Source organism: Salegentibacter lacus, assembly GCF_020164555.1.
Classification (GTDB): domain Bacteria; phylum Bacteroidota; class Bacteroidia; order Flavobacteriales; family Flavobacteriaceae; genus Salegentibacter; species Salegentibacter lacus.
In genome coordinates this window covers 73,856-93,951 of the sequence record NZ_JAIQZB010000014.1, presented here as the reverse complement: position 1 = coordinate 93,951, position 20,096 = coordinate 73,856, and the positions used below count along the sequence as shown (strand labels likewise).

Annotated in this window: 21 protein-coding genes and 1 tRNA gene; all 22 read left to right on the top strand. The window is 36.0% G+C overall.

Going from position 1 to position 20,096, the window contains the following annotated elements:
- The 22 genes from LB465_RS12650 to LB465_RS12545 all read left to right on the top strand — a co-directional run bounded on the left by LB465_RS12650 (position 1) and on the right by LB465_RS12545 (position 19,985).
- Complete coding sequence (locus LB465_RS12650; protein ID WP_224470230.1) at positions 1-183, top strand: CPXCG motif-containing cysteine-rich protein; 183 nt, start codon at positions 1-3, stop codon at positions 181-183.
- 80 nt (positions 184-263) lie between these two features.
- Entirely contained in the window at positions 264-617 is a 354-nt protein-coding gene (locus LB465_RS12645) for a SpoIIAA family protein (RefSeq protein ID WP_224470229.1), read from the top strand.
- Positions 618-670: 53 nt separating this feature from the next.
- A tRNA-Met gene (locus LB465_RS12640) sits at positions 671-743 on the top strand.
- A gap of 542 nt (positions 744-1,285) precedes the next feature.
- A complete protein-coding gene (locus LB465_RS12635) occupies positions 1,286-2,350 on the top strand; it encodes an AAA family ATPase (RefSeq protein WP_224470228.1) in 1,065 nt (354 codons plus the stop codon).
- 6 nt (positions 2,351-2,356) lie between these two features.
- On the top strand, positions 2,357-2,689 hold the full coding sequence (locus tag LB465_RS12630) for a cyclic-phosphate processing receiver domain-containing protein (protein ID WP_224470256.1): 333 nt from the start codon (positions 2,357-2,359) through the stop codon (positions 2,687-2,689).
- A 61-nt stretch (positions 2,690-2,750) separates the two neighbouring features.
- Positions 2,751-4,718 carry a DUF2779 domain-containing protein gene (locus LB465_RS12625; RefSeq protein ID WP_224470227.1) on the top strand — a complete coding sequence of 656 codons (1,968 nt, stop codon included), beginning with the start codon at positions 2,751-2,753 and terminating at the stop codon, positions 4,716-4,718.
- Positions 4,719-4,723: 5 nt separating this feature from the next.
- Positions 4,724-4,996 carry a hypothetical protein gene (locus LB465_RS12620; protein ID WP_224470226.1) on the top strand — a complete coding sequence of 91 codons (273 nt, stop codon included), beginning with the start codon at positions 4,724-4,726 and terminating at the stop codon, positions 4,994-4,996.
- Positions 4,997-5,156: 160 nt separating this feature from the next.
- On the top strand, positions 5,157-5,822 hold the full coding sequence (locus LB465_RS12615; protein WP_224470225.1) for a hypothetical protein: 666 nt from the start codon (positions 5,157-5,159) through the stop codon (positions 5,820-5,822).
- A complete protein-coding gene (locus LB465_RS12610) occupies positions 5,819-6,451 on the top strand; it encodes a GTPase domain-containing protein (RefSeq protein ID WP_224470224.1) in 633 nt (210 codons plus the stop codon). Before LB465_RS12615 ends, LB465_RS12610 begins: the two co-directional genes overlap by 4 nt.
- Positions 6,448-7,188, top strand: a complete 741-nt coding sequence (locus LB465_RS12605; RefSeq protein WP_224470223.1) for a hypothetical protein — start codon at positions 6,448-6,450, stop codon at positions 7,186-7,188. The genes LB465_RS12610 and LB465_RS12605 overlap by 4 nt, the downstream gene beginning before the upstream one ends.
- Positions 7,185-7,898, top strand: coding sequence for a hypothetical protein (locus tag LB465_RS12600; RefSeq protein WP_224470222.1), 714 nt, complete (start codon positions 7,185-7,187; stop codon positions 7,896-7,898). Before LB465_RS12605 ends, LB465_RS12600 begins: the two co-directional genes overlap by 4 nt.
- Before the next feature lie 142 nt (positions 7,899-8,040).
- On the top strand, positions 8,041-8,583 hold the full coding sequence (locus LB465_RS12595; protein ID WP_237690525.1) for a restriction endonuclease subunit S: 543 nt from the start codon (positions 8,041-8,043) through the stop codon (positions 8,581-8,583).
- A gap of 2 nt (positions 8,584-8,585) precedes the next feature.
- Positions 8,586-10,133: a type I restriction-modification system subunit M gene (locus tag LB465_RS12590; RefSeq protein WP_224470220.1), complete on the top strand. Its 1,548-nt coding sequence runs from the start codon at positions 8,586-8,588 to the stop codon at positions 10,131-10,133.
- 173 nt (positions 10,134-10,306) lie between these two features.
- Entirely contained in the window at positions 10,307-11,653 is a 1,347-nt protein-coding gene (locus LB465_RS12585; RefSeq protein ID WP_224470219.1) for a Fic family protein, read from the top strand.
- The gene (locus LB465_RS12580; RefSeq protein ID WP_224470218.1) at positions 11,653-12,918 is read left to right on the top strand and encodes a restriction endonuclease subunit S; all 1,266 of its coding nucleotides are present in this window, start codon (positions 11,653-11,655) and stop codon (positions 12,916-12,918) included. Before LB465_RS12585 ends, LB465_RS12580 begins: the two co-directional genes overlap by 1 nt.
- Before the next feature lie 27 nt (positions 12,919-12,945).
- Positions 12,946-13,161 carry a hypothetical protein gene (locus LB465_RS12575; protein WP_224470217.1) on the top strand — a complete coding sequence of 72 codons (216 nt, stop codon included), beginning with the start codon at positions 12,946-12,948 and terminating at the stop codon, positions 13,159-13,161.
- Positions 13,148-14,152 (top strand): CBASS cGAMP-activated phospholipase, encoded by a 1,005-nt coding sequence (locus LB465_RS12570; RefSeq protein WP_224470216.1) that lies wholly within the window; start codon positions 13,148-13,150, stop codon positions 14,150-14,152. The genes LB465_RS12575 and LB465_RS12570 overlap by 14 nt, the downstream gene beginning before the upstream one ends.
- A 5-nt stretch (positions 14,153-14,157) precedes the next feature.
- Complete coding sequence (locus LB465_RS12565; RefSeq protein ID WP_224470215.1) at positions 14,158-15,168, top strand: CBASS cGAMP synthase; 1,011 nt, start codon at positions 14,158-14,160, stop codon at positions 15,166-15,168.
- A complete protein-coding gene (locus LB465_RS12560) occupies positions 15,158-15,622 on the top strand; it encodes a hypothetical protein (RefSeq protein ID WP_224470214.1) in 465 nt (154 codons plus the stop codon). Before LB465_RS12565 ends, LB465_RS12560 begins: the two co-directional genes overlap by 11 nt.
- Entirely contained in the window at positions 15,619-16,050 is a 432-nt protein-coding gene (locus tag LB465_RS12555; protein ID WP_224470213.1) for a hypothetical protein, read from the top strand. Before LB465_RS12560 ends, LB465_RS12555 begins: the two co-directional genes overlap by 4 nt.
- Before the next feature lie 29 nt (positions 16,051-16,079).
- Positions 16,080-19,286 carry a type I restriction endonuclease subunit R gene (locus LB465_RS12550; protein ID WP_224470212.1) on the top strand — a complete coding sequence of 1,069 codons (3,207 nt, stop codon included), beginning with the start codon at positions 16,080-16,082 and terminating at the stop codon, positions 19,284-19,286.
- Positions 19,287-19,289: 3 nt separating this feature from the next.
- Positions 19,290-19,985, top strand: a complete 696-nt coding sequence (locus LB465_RS12545; protein WP_224470211.1) for a M48 family metallopeptidase — start codon at positions 19,290-19,292, stop codon at positions 19,983-19,985.
- The last annotated feature ends 111 nt before the right edge of the window (positions 19,986-20,096 follow it).

The following is a 20,096-nucleotide window of genomic DNA, read 5'->3' as shown; positions in this document are numbered from 1 at the left end:
ATGTTCGAACATTTTTTTCAATGTCCTTATTGCTGGGAAGAGATCTCTGTCTTATTAGATCCTTCCGTAAGTAGTCAAACCTATATTGAAGACTGTGAGAATTGCTGTAATCCTATAGAGATTAGGGTTTCATTTGAGAATGGAGAATTAAGTTCTTTTGAAGCAGTAAATATTGAGCAATAAAGTTCTAAATTACTTTTATCACCTTCAGATTTCGCTTTCTTTTTTTATCTTCGGAAAGATTCTAACCCATTTGTAACCCAATGGAAAAAACTTTTGAATTTGCCGAAAACGTGGTCGGGTTCCTTATTAACGAAGAAATCGATCAGGAGAAAGTTGAGGAAATTCTTTCAAAAATACGAGATCGTTTGGAAGTTGTCAGTCCTATTTACCTATATATAGAAGATGAATCTGATGAAGGAATATCTCTTGGCGGATTTTTAAAGGCTGTAAAATTTCATTTTTCTCACTCTAAAGACATGAAAAAAATTGCTATTGTTACTGACGATAAGCTCTTTAAGAAATCTATGGAAATGAAAGATTTTGTTGTTCCAGCAGATGTAAAATCCTTCGAAAGAAAGGAACGGATGAAAGCTATGAACTGGGTGATGATTTAATTTAAAAAAAGCTTTGGAGAAATAAAAAATGACTGTATATTTGCAGTCGATATCGCGGGATAGAGCAGTAGGTAGCTCGTCGGGCTCATAACCCGAAGGTCACTGGTTCGAGTCCAGTTCCCGCTACTAGCAAAGACAAGGCTTCACAGAAATGTGAAGCCTTTTTTTTTTCGATGGGTACAGAATAGGTACAGAATAACTCCTTATTCAAAAGCAAATTCTTAATTGATATTAATTGCTAGCATTTACCTTTAATTCTAATGAATCTAGATTTAGAATGGGTCAAGTCTAAAGATTTTGTGGCGCGAAAGAGTCTTAGCTCCACGACTAAGACGTACTATGAAAAGAAAACTGGAATTGGGTTTTAAACTTTCTTAGGTTTAATTGCATTACATATTTATTCAAAGTTCGATTTCAAAAAGAGTTATTACAATCTCTTGATCAAGTAGCACACCCAGAGGATTGTTTTATACTGGCGAAAGCAAATCTTTCATTGCGTCACACTTTGACGTTAACTCCCTGCATTTTTGTAAATATCTATAACGAAGCTGAGTGCTTCGTAGTGTTAAGGATAATCCGCTTCAGTCTGTGACTTTTCCTATAGGTAGGGGCATAGGAGAACTAAAGGGGGAAGCGGAATCTTATTTAATTAGTGAAATAAAATTACTATGAACTACAGGAATAATAAAGAACCCAAATTTTTACCAGATTTCAACCTGCAGCATGTGAATCACATGATGAACTTCTATCATGTACAGAAAATGTATCTGGCCTATTTCGGGAAAGTTCCCAGTTATTATACTTTTTCCAATCGTGACATCGAAAAGTTTCATCAAAGATTTTCAGAAACTTTCGCTACCAATATCCTGGGAAAGCATTTTAGACGGTGTTATGATAAGGATGAACACAAAGCAGAAATCATCTATATTTTAAAACAAGAAATAATGTTGGAACAGGATCCGGATGAAATTAATGTCTATTTTCAGGATGAGAACTCGGCTCTTCTTGATCAGCTCTTAGTGTTTATAAAAGGATTTAAAAAAGAAAAGCCTGACAAAGCCCATATCAATCTTATCATAATGCAACCTCATGGTCTCGATAATAAAAAGATAGATTTTACTAAACCAGATCTCGATCTTTCAAAAAGCTACAATGATGACTTTCCAAGATTTCATTCTAAAATGCTGAAAATCTTGCAGGAAGATAATAAAAGCGGCCTCCATCTGCTCTACGGAAAACCGGGAACCGGAAAAAGTACATATATTAGGTATTTGTGCGGACTTGTAAAGAAAGAAATTGTTTTTCTACCAGGACAGATGGCCCAGAATCTTGATAATATTGCGATGACAAAATACCTTATGGATAACCCTAACTCAGTATTAGTCATAGAAGACGCTGAGGAATTGATCGTTTCACGGGACAACCAACGGAATTCCAACCTGGCTATGATCCTAAATATTACCGACGGTATTTTGGGAGAATCCCTGGGTATTCAGATCATAGCTACCTTTAATACTGATGTTCAACGCATCGATCCGGCTTTAAAACGTAAAGGTAGATTGAAATCAGCTTATGAATTCAAGGCTCTGTCCGCAGAAAAAGCAAATCATCTTCTTATAGACCAGAGCGTAAATTATTCCACAGTGGATGATATGACCCTGGCCGAGATATACAACATTAATGAAGAAAAACAATATAAATATCCGGCTAGAAAAGCTGTAGGATTTAGGTAGTCTATGATGAAAAAATTATTTCTCGATGACTTGCGCACCGTGGATATGGTATATGATTATAGCCAGATCTCAGAGTTTGAGGTGGTAAGAAGTTATGTTGAGTTTGTGGCTTATATTCAGAAAAATGGCCTACCGGACTTTATCAGCTTCGACAATGATCTGGGTTTAAATGAACTCGGGGAGGTTGCGCCAGATGGCTATGCGGCAGCCAAATGGCTTGTTTACGAATCGGGTTTAGACCTTCGTGAATTGCAATTTAAAGTCCACTCCGCCAATCCAGTAGCCACTGATCAAATAAGGGGATTGCTGAATAATTATATAAAATTTTTAAAAGAGTAGTATTTGATTTTTACTTTATAAAACTCAAAATCGTATTTTTTAGAACTATAAAATAAAACTTTTGAAATCACCACGCTATCTTACCAAATCCCGGTTTAAACTCGCTCTGGATTGTCCAACAAAACTTTACTATACCCGAAAACCGGAATATGAAAACAGTGCCGATACCGATAGCTTCCTGGAGCAGCTGGCTCAGGGTGGCTTCCAGGTAGAAGAACTGGCGCGGATGGAGCATCCGGGAGGTATTGCACTCATTGGTGATGATTACGATTATCAGAAATTGGCTGATGAAACCCGGAAACTTTTGACTCAGGATGAAGTGACGATTTTCGAACCTGCCTTTCTGATCAATGGACTTTTTATTCGGGTAGATATTCTGGTTAAAAAAGGAAATAAAGTACGGCTGTTGGAGGTGAAGGCAAAATCAGTTTCGGGAGAGCGACATGAGTCTTACCTCAATTCAAAAGGGAATAAGCTACAGGGAGGGATGGACCACTACCTGTATGATGTGGCCTTTCAAAAATATGTAATGCAGTTGTGTCATCCGCAATGGGAGATTTGCAGCTTTCTGAAACTGGTTGATAAAGATGCTCCCACAACTGTAGATGGGCTGCACCAATGTTTTAAAGTGGTGGCCGACTCCAATTTGCGTACCGGGATTGAGAAAAAAGAAGGGCTTACAAAGCAAAACCTGGGAGATTCCATTCTCTGTGAGATAAATATTGATGCTGAAGTTAATCTGATTCTGAATGAAAATCCTATGGACGAAACTTTGAGTTTTGAAGAAATGCTAAGCTTGTTTAGGAGTCATTATCAGGAGGATCGAAAACTATTTCTGGGAATAGGTGCCCACTGTAAAGGTTGTGAGTTTAAGTCCGAACAAGCTTCGGAAAAGAAAAGTGGTTTCCACGAATGCTGGGTTGAGGAACTTAAGCTTCCAGTCGCTGAAGTAGATGAGCCAAAGATCTATGATGTTTGGTACAATCCGGCAAGAAAGCTCTTGGAAGAAGGAAAATATTTTATGAAAGAAATCTCAGAGGAAGATTTCACGGTAAAACCTGAAGCCGGGAAACTTAGCAGATCTGAGCGTCAATGGTTGCAAATTAAGAAAACCGTGCAAAAGGATAGTGAACCATATTTTGACTTGGAGAACCTGAGAGCAGAACTCGCTTCATGGAAGTTCCCCTTAAATTTTATCGATTTTGAGACCACCGCGGTTGCTCTTCCTTTCTTCAAAGATATGAGACCCTACGAACAGCTGGCTTTCCAGTTCAGTCACCATATAGTTCACGAAGATGGCATGGTTGAACATTTTAACGAACATCTAAATACCGGGCCGGGAGTATATCCAAATTTTGATTTTATTCGTGCTTTAAAGAAGTCTCTTGAAGGTAATGACGGAAGTATTTTTAGGTATCACAATCACGAAAATACGATTGTAAATGTAATCTATGATCAGCTGCGAAATTCGGCTGATTCGGATAAAGAGGAGCTGTTGCAATTCATAGAAAGCATAAGCCATAATACAAGCAGGAATGCAAAAAGCTGGAATGGGGAGAGGGATATGATAGACCTGCAGAAAACCGTGGTGAATTATTATTACGACCCGATAACGGGTGGTTCAAATTCCATAAAAGCCGTTTTGCCAGCGGTGCTGCAGTCCAGTAGCTATTTACTGGAGAAATATCAAAAACCCCTGTCGGAAATTGATGTGAGCAGCAAGAATTTTGACCTCGACCATATCTTTCTCAGGCTGGAAAACGGAAAGGCTGTAAGCCCTTACAAAGCTTTACCCCCTGTATTTGAAAATTGGGACAGTGATAAGCTGGAACAAATCACTGAAAGTATTCCTGAAATCGCCGATGGAGGAGCCGCCTTATTTGCCTACCAAAAACTTCAATTTCCAGCCCTGGCTCCGGAGGAAAGAGAAGCCATCAATAAGGCCCTGCTTCGCTACTGCGAGCTGGATACTTTGGCGATGGTGATGATTTATGAGTGTTTTAGAGAAATGTGTAAACCAAAAATTTAATATATATGTCTCAAATTATCAACCTTAACGGAAATGCCGTTGAACTTTCAAAAGTCAAATCAGTCTCCGTGAATGAATATTTCGACGTAGAGCCTAAAACAAATCAGGTAAAGATCGAATTCAAAGGCAGGAAAGAGTACATCTTTAATCCCGGCTCAAAGGAGTGGGAATCGGAAATATTTAATGACGTGTTGCTGGTGGATTATCCAGATGGTCAGGAAGCAATAAAAAATTACTACGAGGTTATGGAGATTTGGGAGGCGGCTATAAATAATTAAAGTACTGCAAAAACCATTTTTTAAGCACTGAAGTAATGAGAAGCTAAAAAATCAGGAAAAAAGCCGGATTACGGATTTCCTCTTTTTTCCTACAATAAGATTCAATATATTTAACAAGATTTTAAGCCCCTACCTTAAAATTTGCTTAACCAAATCGACAATGAAACCTACTTACTATTCAGAAATATCTGAAGGGGCTATTCTTTTGCATCAACAGATCCACGCAGCCGCGGAGGATAATCCTGATATCAAATCATTATATAAAGGCTGTCAACTTTTATACAGTCCATTAATTCAAAAACCTAAAATTCTACTTATTGGCTTTAATCCCGGAGGCGGCTATTTTAAGCACCATGGATATATTGCCGAGAACTTTGAGCCCATGACTGCTATGGAGTATTACCTTAACAAGCATAGCCTTGGCGAACAAACCAAAGATCTATTCCGGCAGGCGGGGAGGGAAGAGGATTTAGAGAATCAAACAGTAAAAACCAACTTCTACTATTGGGCAACAGATAATGTTGCAGATTTCAACAAACTATTAAAACTTCTTCCTGAGGAACTCAGCCAAAAAATATTTCATCAGGGGCGAATATGGACAAAGCAACTGATTGATTGTCTGCGGCCTGAAATAATAGTAGCTGAAGGCTTTAAAGCCTACGATGAACTTGCTGTGCTTTTTTCTGATAAACTGGAGGAAGAGAAAACTGACTCTTATAAATATTTTTTGACCTCAGAAAACCTAAAAGTTATCGCGTATAAAAGGAATCAGGGCAACATTGTAGGGAAGGGATATATTAAGAACCTATTAAAGAACAAAAAATGATCTCATTACTGAAAAAGGTTCCTTCTGCCACATTAAAACTAGCAGGAGCTGTTTTAGGTGGCGTAGGTATAGTAACCTATGGAATTAAGGAAATAACTAAAGAAGAAAGAAAAATTGCCGTACTCGGTCTGCGAGATAGTGGTAAAACCACTTATCAAAATTATCTACGCCGCAAAAACACAGTCGAAAGAACTCCTGCAGAAGGAACTTACCATGAAGAAGTGGCCACATTTAATTACAAAAGCAAAAAAATCTATATCGAACCAGGCTTAGATGTTTCCGGCTCTGATGAATCTATAAAAAATCTTTATGCGGAAGAAATAGGTAAGAGTAATTTAGTCTTTTATCTCTTTAACGCTGAAAAGTTTATAACAAGTAAAGATTATAAAGAAGAAGCAAAGGTTCTGTTGTATTATGTTCTGAAGAAAATGAAGAAGAAGGTGAAGTTAATAATTTTAGCCACTCATGTTGATGTACTTGAGATGGATAGAGCTGATCTGCGAGAATTACTATACTCAGAAATCTCAGATGTACCCGGGTATACAAAAAAAATAAAAGGTCCTATACCAATAAATTTACTGAGCTATAGTGAAATGAATAAAACAAGGGAATTTTTTTATAAATTATGAAAGATAGTGTAATTGTATTTTTAGATAAATACCAGGTCAAAGCCGCAAAGTGGGAAGAAGAGTATAGAACTTTTAAGAATAATCCAATAAGCTTAAAAAGTTTAGAAGATATAGCTGAAATGGAAAAGAGTTCTATTATTTTTTCTGGACAAAAATATCCTAAAATAGGCTCTGTGTACATCACACATCCATTCAAAAAAAGCGAATTTGTTGAACTAAGCACATCATCCCAAAATATTCAAATTGAAAAAATAAATAACTTTTGCCACATCTGCCAATTATTAGGTGCTTCGGAAATTGAAGCTAACAACGTGATTACTGAAATTAAAGAATTTGAATTTGAGAATAAAACCGGCTTAAGAATTCCGAAAGCAAGTATTAACAACAAAATAAAAAAGAAAAGAGAAGAAGCTAATAAGCGAGTTTATAAATTACATCAGACTTTTGGGGAAAATAGAACACCTAATTATGCAGCGGCTTACAAAACCTATGAAGAGCGACTCAAGGGAGATTTAAATATTAGAAATTTATTGGATTCCCGTAATCCTGACTTAGCAAAGGGAAACCTGCTTTCATTACATAAAATGGAATTAACAATTTCTAGTGAACTAAATTCACTTTTAGATATTGCCTCAAACCTGTCTGGTGTAAAACAAGTTTTTTCTCTTTCTAACGAATACCAACAAAAGTTTAGAATGTTTGAAGAGATAACATTGCAACTAATTGTTAAATTTTGACGAATTTACTTAACCCCTGGCTTAAATTAGCTAACGATCAGATTAGACAGGGCTACATTCTAAAAGAAGAGCAATCCATTATTGCAAAATTCAATGCAAAGGTTGGGGAAGAATACAAAATCCACACCTCCATTTTTCCAGCCCCTTTTATGGGAAATGTCCATACTGCTCCCGTGCTTATCCTTGTACTCAACCCGGGCTATGATGAGAAGGAAGAAAAGACCGGTTATTACAGGAATTATGAATCCTGGTGGCTAAAACAAATTCAATATATTTCCCCTATAGAAAATTCACCTCTCTTTTGTCTTGATGATGAGTATATCAAGCAATCACCTTACTGGAAGCAAAAGCTACAGCCTTTAATAAATAAGGCAGGAGTTGAAAAGGTTGCTAAAAACATCGCAAAGGTTCAGTTCTTTCCATATCACTCCAAGAAGTTCAAACCAATCTACAAGAAGTTATTAAAGGAGGAATACTTCTCCTCCTATCTGCCAAGTCAGGAGTACAATTTTCAGCTGGTAAGAAGTGCTATGGAAAGAGATGCTTTAATAATTATTCCCAGGAGCAAGAAATTCTGGTATGAAGCTATTCCGGAACTGCGGAATTATCCCAATATTCATTTTACAAAAAGTTATGGAAATATAATTTTTTCTGAAAATAATTTAGGTGCGAGTTCTTTTAGGATTATTGTTGATAAAGTCAATAAATAAAAGGGATGAGGTGAATTTATCAGGCCCAATATAAGTTTTAGTATAATATATACTGAATAATAAATGAGAATATACTTGTGTGTAAGATTTAAATGACTTTAATTTGCGGCTGTAGTAACAGAACAATATCATGAAAGTCAAGTTGAAAAATTTAGCTCAAATTAAATCCGGCCTGTTCTCCAGAACTCATTCTGGAGCTGAAATTTATTATTTGATGGCCCGGGATTTTGATGGCAATTTTCATTTAAAACAAGATATTGAACCTAGAATTTCAGACTCTGAAAAACTTCCTAAGCATCTTTTAGCTCAGGGGGATATTTTATTTGCCGCAAAAGGGCACCATTTCTTTGCTGCTGTTTTTAAAGGAGAAGTATCACCTGCAGTGGCTTCGTCAGTTTTTTTTGTCCTTCGATTAAAGAAGAATGTAGAACCTGGTTTTGTAGCGTGGTATTTAAATCACCCAGAAACCCAAAAATCTCTCGTGGGTTTATCAACGGGTTCTTCAATCCCATCTATTAGTAAATCCAAATTGGCGGAAGTAGAAATCCCGATTCCCGAAATAGAAATGCAGCAAAAAATAGTTCAGTTCGAAGAGATAAGGCTGAAAGAGAAAGATATCAAGAAGGAATTAAATAAACTAAAAGAAGAGCTTTTAAATTATCAATTAATAAACTTAGTTAAATAGATATGAGCACCATTAAAACCCAGGACATAAACAAAACCGTTTGGGAGGCATGTGATACCTTTCGCGGTATTATAGATCCCAGTCAGTATAAAGATTATATCCTTACTATGCTTTTTGTGAAGTATGTAAGTGATGTAAATAAGGAAAAGCGCAGCAAGTATCTAAAGAAATATGAAGGGGATGAATCCAGGACAGACCGGGCTATGAGTATGGAGCGTTTTGTTCTTCCTAAAAATGCCCATTTTGATTATCTCTATGAGCACCGAAACGAATCTAATGTGGGTGAAATAATAGATATTGCTCTTGCAGATCTTGAAGAAGCCAACCGGGAAAAACTTACCAGTGAAGACGGTTCAGGGATTTTTCGAAATATATCTTTTAACAGCAATAATCTTGGTGATGAAAAACAGAAGAACCAAAGATTAAAAGAGCTTCTTAAGGACTTTAATAAACTTGATTTAATGCCTTCCCATTTGGAAAGCAGGGATATCATTGGGGATGCGTATGAATTCCTGATTGCTAACTTTGCCAGCGATGCCGGGAAAAAAGCTGGGGAATTTTATACCCCATCAGAAGTTTCTACACTCTTAGCCAAACTTACTAAAAGTGAGCCCGGAGCCAGAATATATGATCCCACTTGTGGATCGGGATCTTTATTAATTAAAGCCGCCAAAGAGGTTGGTAGTGATAACTTCTCGCTGTTTGGACAGGAAGCCAATGGAAGTACCTGGGCCTTGGCTGTGATGAATATGTTTTTACATGGTTTTGATGGAGCTGCAATTCGTTGGGGTGACACCATAAGAAACCCTAAGCACAAGGAAGGTGATTCTTTAATGAAGTTTGATACAGTGGTGGCAAATCCGCCATTTTCACTTGACAAGTGGGGAGCTGATGATGCGGCCTCTGATAAATATTCCAGGTTCTGGAGAGGTGTGCCGCCAAAGAGTCGTGGAGATTGGGCTTTTATTACACATATGATAGAAGTTGCCAACGAGACAACGGGAAAAATAGGTGTGGTTGTTCCGCATGGTGTTCTTTTTAGAGGTAGCAGCGAGGGGAAAATTCGTCAGAAATTAATCGAAGAAAATTTACTTGAAGCTGTAATCGGACTCCCTGCAAATTTATTTTTTGGGACGGGAATACCGGCTGCGATTTTAATTTTTAATAAACAACGCAAACTGGATTCTTCTAAGACTGGTGATAAGGTTTTGTTTATTGATGCCAGCAAGCATTATAAAAGTGGTAAGAACCAGAACAAGTTAAGAGAAGACAAGGACATTCCTAAAATTCTGGAAACCTTCAACAGTTTTAAAAATGGAGAATTTGAAGCCGGCGTTACCGAGGAAAAGTATAGTTATATAGCCACATTTGAGGAGATGAAAGAAAATGATTTCAACCTTAATATTCCTCGCTATGTAGATACCTTCGAAGAGGAGGAGGAAGTGGATATCCCGGCCGTTCAGGAAGAAATTGAAAAACTTGAAGAAGAACTTGTTGAAGTACGGGGGGAAATGAAAAAATATATGGAAGAACTGGGTTTTAAAAAATAACGTGTACAAAAAATGAAGATTTTATTACCTGAAAAGAAAAACCTGTACGTAAAACATGGATTAATGCACCTTTTTTGAATAAGGATTAATAGTATAAGTACCAGATCAAATAGCAGTAAGTTAGGGGGTGTCCCTACAGAAATCCGGAAAATTGCACCTAAAATGAAATTTCTATGAAAACTCAAAAAATCATTGAAGAAATAGAAGCTTTGAAGCATCAAATAGATTCCCATGGAAAATTTCCGGAAGGGGTTTTGAAAAAGATAAATTACAAGTTTCGTTTAGACTGGAACTATTACAGTAACCGGATGGAAGGTGGTACTCTTACCCGCGATGAGACCCGTAGTGTGATGGTAGGTAATGTTTCTGTAGAAGGTAAACCTTTAAAGGATGTGCTGGAAATGAACGGTCACGATGAAGTTGTGCGGGAAATATTACAAATGGGCGCCGGCAAGAAGCGTTTGTCAGAAAAGCGGATTAAAGAAGTTCATAAAGCTATTATTAAGGAAGAAGATGATCCTGAGAAAAAACAGGAAATTGGCAAATGGAAATCCCGCCCCAATGAAATTATAAATTACAAAAATGAAAAAATTTCATTTACACAACCCGGGGATGTGACTGAAGAAATACACGAGCTCTTAAATCGTGTAAATGCCGATCTGGATGCCTTTTTTAAAGGTTCAAAAGCAGCAAAACATCCATTATTTATTGCTGCAGACTTCCATTTAGATTACGTTTCAATCCACCCATTTTTTGATGGAAACGGGCGTACTGCAAGGATTTTCACCAACCTAATACTTATTTCCTGTGGTTACCCTCCAATTATTATCAAAGACGACGAAAAAGAAGGCTACTATCAAACTCTGGCCGATATACAGGCTTACAATGGGAACCCTGATTTGTTTTACCGGTTAATGGCTAAAACCCTGCAAAACTCTTTGCAACTAATACTGGATGCTATTGAAGGGAGAGAAATTGAGGAGGTTGATGACATATCTAAAGAAATACAATTATTTAATCAACGAGTAAAAGCGATTGGGGAAAAACAAAACGTGGTAAAAAGAAATAATGAAAGGGTAGACAAAGTTCTAAATACCGTATTCCTTCCTATGCTATTTGAAACCGATCGTTACTGGAGCGAAATAAGAGATCATTTTGAAAAATCTAAAGCGACGGTAAAAGCAAACAATACGAGCAACCCTTTTAATCAAATAATAGATGAACCTGAACTCTATTTAAAGAATATAAAGAAAGATACTATCAAGAATCTGAGTTTTGAAATAAATTTGGAGACTCTAAAAATTGCTCTCCCAAAAAGGATTTCAAAAAGTTTTTGGTTCAAGATAAATTTTGATTTATATCAATATACTCTAAATTTTTCCACACAAAAAGGCTCCAAAATATATTATTACGGGGATGAAATAGATGAGAATAAATTTAAGGCTTTGGTAAAGGAGCAAATGAAGAATTTTATCCGAAGTCTGAATGAATTTATTACAAATCCTAAAAACTTAAAATAATGACCACAATTGCGGCAAAAGAGGTAAAACCAGGCTATAAAAAAACGAAATTGGGGTGGATTCCTGAGGACTGGGAAATTCTAGAATTAGGAGATATTGGCACATTTAAAAATGGTATTAACAAGGATAAAGATCAATTCGGGTTTGGTTATCCCTTCGTGAGCCTGAATGATGTTTTTCAAATTAATGATTCTGAAGAAAAAAAGCTTCCATTAGTCAATTCTACAGAAAAAGACAGGAAGAATTATAACCTAAAAACTGGTGATGTACTTTTTGTTCGTTCTTCCGTAAAACCCGAAGGCGTCGGCCTCACCTCAGTAGTACAATCTGATTTGAGTAATACCGTTTTTAGTGGCTTTATAATTCGTTTTAGAGGGAATAAATATTTGTCCACGCAATTTAAAAAACATTGTTTTTCCGAAGCAAGATTTCGAAATCGATTACTTAATAAAAGTACGATAAGCGCAAACACCAATATTAATCAACAAGCATTAAATTCCTTGTCTCTAATTGTACCACCTCTTAAAGAACAAACGAGAATTGCTGAGGTTCTCAATTGTTTGAATAGTCCAATTATAAAAGTTGAAAAGCTAATTGAGCGAAAAAAAACTCTTAAAAAAGGACTGATGCAGCAGTTGCTTACTGGTAAAAAGCGGTTGACAGGGTTTAATGGGGAGTGGAAAGAGTATTCGTATAAGGAACTTCTAACAGAGGTTAAAAGAAATTTTGAATGGAAAGATAGTGCAGAATATGATCTAATAAGTGTACGCCGAAGAAGCGGAGGGCTATTTCATAGGGAAAGTTTATTCGGACATCAGATAAAAACGAAAAATTTAAGAACTGCTCAAGCAGAAGATTTTCTTATTTCCAAAATGCAAATAGTTCACGGTGCATCTGGATTAACGACTGAAGATTTTGACGGAATGAAGATTTCCGGATCCTATATCGCCCTAGTCAGCAGGGATAAAAAAATACTGAATATTAACTTTTTAAACTGGTATTCCAAACTACCGCAATTTTATCATCAGTGCTACATTTCCAGCTATGGAGTGCATATTGAAAAGATGACTTTTGATTTTAAGCTTTTTTTGAAAGAGAAAATAAGTATACCTGGGACAGAAGAACAAATGGCTATCACCAAGGTTCTAGAAGCTTCTCAGCAAGAAATAGATTTATTAAAAAAGAAAAAAGAGATGCTTCAAAACCAGAAGAAAGGTTTGATGCAACAGTTATTAACCGGTAAAAAGAGATTAGAAGCAAACTAAACTAAAACTAAACTAAAACTAAATATTATGATTACACTTTTTAGGAAAATATCCCTTATTCACGCAATTAAATGTCGTAAAACAGATGATGAAAATATTGCAAACAGATCCTTTGAAAAATTAGACACTCTTAAAACAAAAATTAATACTGGAGAAAATATTGGAAGTGATATCAAAGAATGGATGCTGGAAAATCCCACTGTATCTGAAGAGGAAATAAAAGATCTTAATGGAGGCAAATAAACCCTTTAAAATCTTATCTATTGATGGTGGTGGTATAAAAGGACTTTATAGTGCTTCCGTGATTGAACGTCTAGAAGAAAAATCAGGTAAAAAGGCAGGCGAATGTTTTGATATGATTTGCGGGACTTCTACAGGTGGGCTTATTGCATTGGGAATAGCAGCCGGTAAACCTGCGAAGGAACTCACAGACTTATACTTTTATAAAGGGAATAAAATTTTTCCAACTTTTGAGAATCGTTTTTTTAGATGGTTTCATAGATCAATTCTTCAAACCTTTACACAAACTTTTTTCTTCGGAAAATTTTCAAATAAAGCCTTGAAAAAAGTATTAGAAGAAACTTTTGGTGAATTGAAATTAGGAGAACTAAATAATTTGCTTTGTATTCCAAGCTTTAATTTAACTAAAGGAATGCCGAGAATGTTTAAAAAGCCCTTTGGAGAATTCACTATGGATGAAAATATTCCGGTTGTGGATGCGGCCTTAGCCACTACTGCTGCGCCGACTTACTTCCCGATTCATGAATATAATAACACCTATTATGTAGATGGTGGTTTATGGGCTAACAATCCTTCAATGTGTGGACTTTTAGAAGCTATTAAATATTTTATCGATGGAGAGAATTATACCCACGTGGAAATCTTATCTGTAGCGAGTATTTCTAAATCTAATGGATGGGCATCTGACGTTCGTAAGAAAAGATCTTTTGTGGGATGGCAGTCCAAATTAATTGAGGTTTCTATGGATGGTCAGGCCTATTTCACAGATTTTTTTCTGGATACAGCTATCCAGAAAATAGATGAAAAGTCTAAGTACATAAGAATTAAATCCCCTTCGCTCTCAGAACCTCAAATGAAAGTATTGGAAATGGATAGAGCTGATAAAAAAGCTTTAAAAACTTTGAAGTCCCTGGGAGAGCATGAGGGTTATACCAAGACTTTAGATCCTCAAGTAATGAACTTCTTCAAAACTGAAAAAACTTTTAATATTTAACAACTATGGCCAATTGCAATAAATTATTTTTTGATTATAAAAATAATCTAAAAATTAAGCGAGAAAAAAATGACCGTCTTAAAAAATCTAAAGATGAGTTACGCAAAAAGATAGAAAAACATTTTAAGGAAAAACATCCCGAATATGTACCTAAATTTTGGATTCAGGGTTCATACAAAATGAAAACAACCATTCTAACTAAGGATGATGAATGCGATTTAGATGATGGAGTTTATTTTGTTAGAGATGAAGGAGTTTCTGGAACTACCTTGCAGAGTTGGGTGAAAAATGCTTTAGAGGGAGCTACTTCTACTGATAATCAACACCGCAAAAAATGTATAAGAGTTATATACAAGGCTGATTATCATACTGACTTTCCGGTGTATTATTTTCCCAAGGAGAAAGACCACCCATTATTGGCCGTTAAGGATAGTGACCTAGAGGAAAGTGATCCTAAAGAATTATATGAATGGTTTAATGAAAAAAAAGATAAAAATGGGCAGTTGCACAGGACTGTAAAGTATTTAAAAGGTTGGGGTGATAATATCCGAAGAAAGATGCCTTCTGGATTAGCTATGACAATATTAGCTTCTAATAATTTTTCTGAAGATGAAAGGGATGATGTTAGTCTAAAGGAAACTCTGAAAAAAATACATACATCTTTAAAAAATAATTTTTCGTGTGTAGTTCCTGCCACGCCCAACGATGACCTTTTCGAAGACTATGATGAAGCAAAAAAGGAAGACTTCATGAATGAGTTGAAAAGTTTTAAGGATGATGCTATTGAAGCTACGGAAAATGAAACAAATCAGCTTAAAGCTAGTCGTCTCTGGAGAAAGCATTTAGGAGAAAAATTTCCTAAGGGAAAAGATGAAAATGTAGATGAAAAAGAAGGGAAATTAAAGGGTTTAAAAGCTAGTATATTAAATGGTTCTGCTTATACGCAAAGAGATGGAGCGATAAATGAAAAATCTGAGGGAATAAAGAATAAGCCCCACACGAATTATGGCGGGTAAAAAAAAGTTCCATAAAAATAGGTTGAATAATCATGCTCAACTTTTTAGAATGCAAATTTTAATAAGAGAAAGGAATTTTATTAGAATGCATTATGATTTTTTGGATTGCTCAATTCATAATAATAAACTTATATGCAAAGGTAAAACACAGCCAACTGATTTATCTCCAGAATATGTATTTGAACTAAGATATGATGGAAGGTATAATCCTCGGGTATATGTAAAGGATCCTGTAATTGAATATAATGATGATATTCATATGTTTCCAAAAGATAATGCACTCTGCTTGTATCATTCCGAAAGTGATGATTTTATATGGGATCCTAAGAAGCACAACTTATATAACACTATTATACCATGGACTCAAGAATGGTTTATATTTTATGAATTATATCTTATAACTGGAAAATGGGAACATCCATTTCATCCCCATTTAAACGCGAAAGAAGAATGAGATTACAAATAAATTACAAGTGTATTAATAATGATTATTCACAAGAATATGCTGATGAGTATCATTGGGGTAAAGAAAGTGAAAATAATCAAAAATACCATTGGGGGAAATCATTTGAACTTCCAGAGGTTACTGAGGTTTCCAAGCCGGATGAGCCATTCAAATTAAGGGCCGAATTGGAAGATGGCACTCAATTGGAAAAGGAGCTTGAAAATGTATATATATTAAGAGTGAGATTTGAAGATGGCCAGAAGGATTATGCGGTTTCAAATTTACTCCTTAAAAACACTCATGAAGCTTATAGTAAAAAGGAAGGAGTAAAACGTTTTTACTTCTATTTAAATGAAGAACCGAAAGCTTATGAGGTTTTAGATGGCGTCTATCTTACCGAAAAGGAAGCTGGCGGTGACGGTTTTATAGTAGTCTAGACATTTTCGGTAAATTAAAAATAAGTTTCATGGATACACCCAGTTTTAAAGAAGATCATATTTCACAGATTCCTGCTCTAAAGATGCTTATTAATTTAGGCTATAAATATCTGAGTCCGGAGCAGGCTTTAAAATATAGAGCTGGTAAAACAAGTAATGTACTGCTCGAGGATATTCTGCGACCACAACTGAAAAAAATAAACAGTATCCAGGTTTCTTCTACAAGAACTTCAATTTTTAGTGATTCCAATATTGAAAATGGAATACTTGCGCTTAAAGATATTTCTATGGCTGAGGGTATGATTTCGGCCTCAGAGAAGATTTATAACCTTCTAACTTTGGGTAAAGCCCTGGAGCAAAATATAGATGGCGATAAAAAAAGTTTCACCCTGCAATTTATAGATTGGAAGTACCCGGAAAATAATGTGTATCACGTCACCGAGGAATTCCCCGTAATGAGAATGGGAAGTAAAGAACACTACCGCCCAGACCTTGTGTTGTTTATTAATGGAATACCAATTTCGGTTATAGAGTGTAAACGTCCCGATCTTAAAAACCCTATAAAGCAGGCCATTTCGCAACATTTGCGAAATCAGCAGGAAGATGGTATTAGGGGGTTATATATTTATGCTCAAAACTTATTGAGTATTTCCAGTAGTTCAGGCCGATATGCCACACTCGGCACTCCCGAAAAGTTTTGGAGCCACTGGGAAGAAAAGTTTAAAAATGAAAAGGATGAAAACAGGTATAATGAACAGCTTTACAGATTAAAAAATAAAGCCTTATCCAAAGAAGATTGGTCAGTTATTTTTGGGGAGCGATATCCTTATGTTGCTTATTATTTCAGAGCTCTTGAAATGGATTCCGTACTTCCAACGCAGCAGGATTTTTATTTATATGGCTTGTGCAGTCCTGAGAGACTTCTGGATTTCGTCTTTAACTTCACGCTCTATGATAATGGTGAAAAGAAAATAGCCCGATACCAGCAGTATTTTGCTATCAAGAAAACAATTGAACAAATAAAAATTGTTGAAAATGGAAAGCGAAAAGGAGGAGTTATTTGGCATACACAGGGCAGTGGGAAATCTTTGACGATGGTTATGCTGGCGGAAGCAATTGCACTTGAGAAGTCCATAAAAAACCCTAAGATCATCCTGGTAACTGATCGAACTGAACTAGATAAGCAAATTGCAGAAACTTTTTATAAGTGTGGAATTCCGGTAGAAAAAGCGCCTACGGGAGCGGGCCTGGTAAATCTACTTACTAGTGACAATGATACGGTAATCACCACGATAATAAACAAGTTTGATACGGCAGTTAAAAAGATAAAGGAGCCTCTTGAAAGTCAGAATATATTTGTTTTGGTAGATGAAGGGCATAGAACCCAGCATGGAACTTTTAATTTAGAAATGCAGAAAACCCTGCCTAATGCCTGTTATATTGCTTTAACCGGTACTCCCTTATTCAAAAAAGACAAAAATACCTTATCCAAATTCGGAACTTTAATTGACGCTTACACTGTAGACCAGGCGGTGAAAGACAAAGCTGTTGTACCTTTACTTTATGAAGGAAGACATGCCTTTCAAAAAGTATCTTCCTCTCAGATGGATAATTATTTCAATTTAATTTCTGAACCGCTTAATGATTACGAAAAAGCAGATTTAAAACGAAAATTTAGCAGGGCTGACCAGCTAAACATAGCCGACCAAAAAGTTTATGCTATCTGTTGGGATATCAGCAAACATTATGAGAAAAATTTCCAGAGTACACCATTTAAAGGTCAATTGGTAACTCCTTCCAAAAAGGCTGCTATTCGTTATAAAAACTATTTAGATGCCATAGGTATAGTTTCTTCAGAAGTTGTCATTTCGGGCCCCGATGATAGAGAAGGGGAGGAAAGTGCTTATGGAGAAACACCGGATGAGGTAAAACAGTTTTGGAGAAAAATGATGGATCAGCATGGTTCTCCAAAAAAGTACGAGGAGAACATTGTAAATCGTTTTAAACATAATGATGAACCGGAAATAATTATAGTGGTAGATAAACTTTTAACTGGATTTGATGCCCCCCGGAATATAGCTCTTTATTTAACCAGAAATCTAAAAGAACATACCCTTCTTCAGGCAATAGCCAGAGTAAATAGAATATATCCAGATAAAGACTATGGTTATATTATTGATTATTATGGGGTAATTGATAATCTGGACGAGGCTTTGGCAACTTACTCTTTTGAAGATTTTGATGAAGAAGACCTTAAAGGAACATTTACCAATATTGATGAAGAAATTAAAAAGCTTCCGCAGAAACATTCAGAACTTTGGGATTTATTTAAAGAGGTTGAAAATAAAAAGGATGCAGAGGCTTATCAGCAGTTATTAAGAGATGAGGCAATAAGAGCTAGGTTCTATAATGTGCTTTCGCATTATGCCAGAATTTTGAAGATGGCGTTGTCCTCACTTCATTTTCATCAAAATACAGCAGATACAATCATTGAAAAATATAAAGAGGATCTTGCCTTTTTTATAAAACTGAGAAAGACTGTATTACAGCGTTTTTCTGATGCTGTAGATTATTCTCAATACGAGGGGCAAATCCAGAAATTGATCGACACCCACATTTTAACCGAAAAAGTAGAACCAATTACTGAACTTGTAAACATTTTTAATAGAGATGCTTTTCAGGATGAAGTAGAAAAAACATTGGGTGAAGCAGCAAAAGCAGATAAAATAGCATCACGAACCTCTAAACATATTTCAGAAAAAATGGAAGAGGATCCCGCGTTCTATAAAAAGTTTTCGGAAATGCTAAAGGAAACTATTAGGGAATTTGAAGAACATCGCTTATCAGAGAAAGAATATCTTATAAAGGTAAAAGACTTAATGAATAAAGTTTTGAGCAGAACGGATTCTGAGATTCCGCAAGCTTTAAAGAATGAAGAAGTAGCTAAAGCTTTCTATGGTATTTCAGTAGAAGAGCTCAAGGACAAAATTCAGGACAGTGAGGTGCTTGAAGTAATCTCGGTAGAGATAGCCTTAAAGACAGACCAAATTATTAAAGATTTGATCGTGGTGGACTGGCATACCAACAAACCGGATATACCTAAAAAAATGGTATTCCTTATTGGAGATTATCTGATTGACGAGATAAGGGATAAATACGACCTCAATTTGTCATTTAGTGAGATTGACAGTTTTGCTGAAAAGATGGTAGAAGTAGCGAAGATTAGATACAAATAGGAGATGATTGATGAAATAAAGTACGGGTCAGCAACTATAAAGTATGACCTTGAGTTCAAAGAGCGGAAAACTTTGGGTATTACGGTGACCCCGGAAATGAAGGTGATCGTTAAAGCCCCTGAGTTGAGCTCTATTGAAAAAGTACGGGAAAAAGTAAAAAAACGCGCTCCCTGGATATTAAACCAACAAAGTTATTTTTTATCATTTCATCCAAGAATTTCTGAACGAAAGTATATAAGTGGCGAAACCCATTTTTATCTGGGTAGACAATATCTTTTAAAAGTTCAGGAGGGAAATCATAATGAAGTGAAATATTTAGGCGGGAGTATAGCGGTGAAAGCTAAAACCAAGAAAGATGCCGGCAAGCTTCTTAATTACTGGTACAGGGATCGTGCGCGAATCAAATTTCCTGAAATTGCAGCACCGATTATTGAGAAATTCAGAAAATATGGAGTGGAGCCAAGAGGTGTCCAGCTGCATGATATGCCCACAAGGTGGGGGAGTTGTACTCCCAAAGGAAAAATAATCCTAAATCCAGAACTCATTAAAGCCCCCAAGCCATGTATTGAATATGTAATTACCCATGAACTTTGCCACCTGATAGAACGCAATCACACAAAGGCATTCTTTGAATTACAATCCAAAGAAATGCCTGACTGGAAGAAATGGAAGGATAAGCTGGAGAATTTATTGGCTTGATTAAGGTTATTGTTTTCCTATTAGCGGATTTAATTTATCTCTAAAGTATCTTTCCAATTTAGGTACCACCCAATCGTAATTTGCTGTTTCTATTTTCAGGACGCTTAATCT

Bases quoted from the DNA above. Each gene is read 5' to 3' on its own strand.
- LB465_RS12650 (WP_224470230.1), top strand. From the start codon at position 1: ATGTTCGAACATTTTTTTCAATGTCCTTATTGCTGGGAAGAGATCTCT.
- LB465_RS12645 (WP_224470229.1), top strand. From the start codon at position 264: ATGGAAAAAACTTTTGAATTTGCCGAAAACGTGGTCGGGTTCCTTATT.
- LB465_RS12635 (WP_224470228.1), top strand. From the start codon at position 1,286: ATGAACTACAGGAATAATAAAGAACCCAAATTTTTACCAGATTTCAAC.
- LB465_RS12630 (WP_224470256.1), top strand. From the start codon at position 2,357: ATGAAAAAATTATTTCTCGATGACTTGCGCACCGTGGATATGGTATAT.
- LB465_RS12620 (WP_224470226.1), top strand. From the start codon at position 4,724: ATGTCTCAAATTATCAACCTTAACGGAAATGCCGTTGAACTTTCAAAA.
- LB465_RS12615 (WP_224470225.1), top strand. From the start codon at position 5,157: ATGAAACCTACTTACTATTCAGAAATATCTGAAGGGGCTATTCTTTTG.
- LB465_RS12610 (WP_224470224.1), top strand. From the start codon at position 5,819: ATGATCTCATTACTGAAAAAGGTTCCTTCTGCCACATTAAAACTAGCA.
- LB465_RS12605 (WP_224470223.1), top strand. From the start codon at position 6,448: ATGAAAGATAGTGTAATTGTATTTTTAGATAAATACCAGGTCAAAGCC.
- LB465_RS12590 (WP_224470220.1), top strand. From the start codon at position 8,586: ATGAGCACCATTAAAACCCAGGACATAAACAAAACCGTTTGGGAGGCA.
- LB465_RS12585 (WP_224470219.1), top strand. From the start codon at position 10,307: ATGAAAACTCAAAAAATCATTGAAGAAATAGAAGCTTTGAAGCATCAA.
- LB465_RS12580 (WP_224470218.1), top strand. From the start codon at position 11,653: ATGACCACAATTGCGGCAAAAGAGGTAAAACCAGGCTATAAAAAAACG.
- LB465_RS12575 (WP_224470217.1), top strand. From the start codon at position 12,946: ATGATTACACTTTTTAGGAAAATATCCCTTATTCACGCAATTAAATGT.
- LB465_RS12570 (WP_224470216.1), top strand. From the start codon at position 13,148: ATGGAGGCAAATAAACCCTTTAAAATCTTATCTATTGATGGTGGTGGT.
- LB465_RS12565 (WP_224470215.1), top strand. From the start codon at position 14,158: ATGGCCAATTGCAATAAATTATTTTTTGATTATAAAAATAATCTAAAA.
- LB465_RS12560 (WP_224470214.1), top strand. From the start codon at position 15,158: ATGGCGGGTAAAAAAAAGTTCCATAAAAATAGGTTGAATAATCATGCT.
- LB465_RS12555 (WP_224470213.1), top strand. From the start codon at position 15,619: ATGAGATTACAAATAAATTACAAGTGTATTAATAATGATTATTCACAA.
- LB465_RS12550 (WP_224470212.1), top strand. From the start codon at position 16,080: ATGGATACACCCAGTTTTAAAGAAGATCATATTTCACAGATTCCTGCT.
- LB465_RS12545 (WP_224470211.1), top strand. From the start codon at position 19,290: ATGATTGATGAAATAAAGTACGGGTCAGCAACTATAAAGTATGACCTT.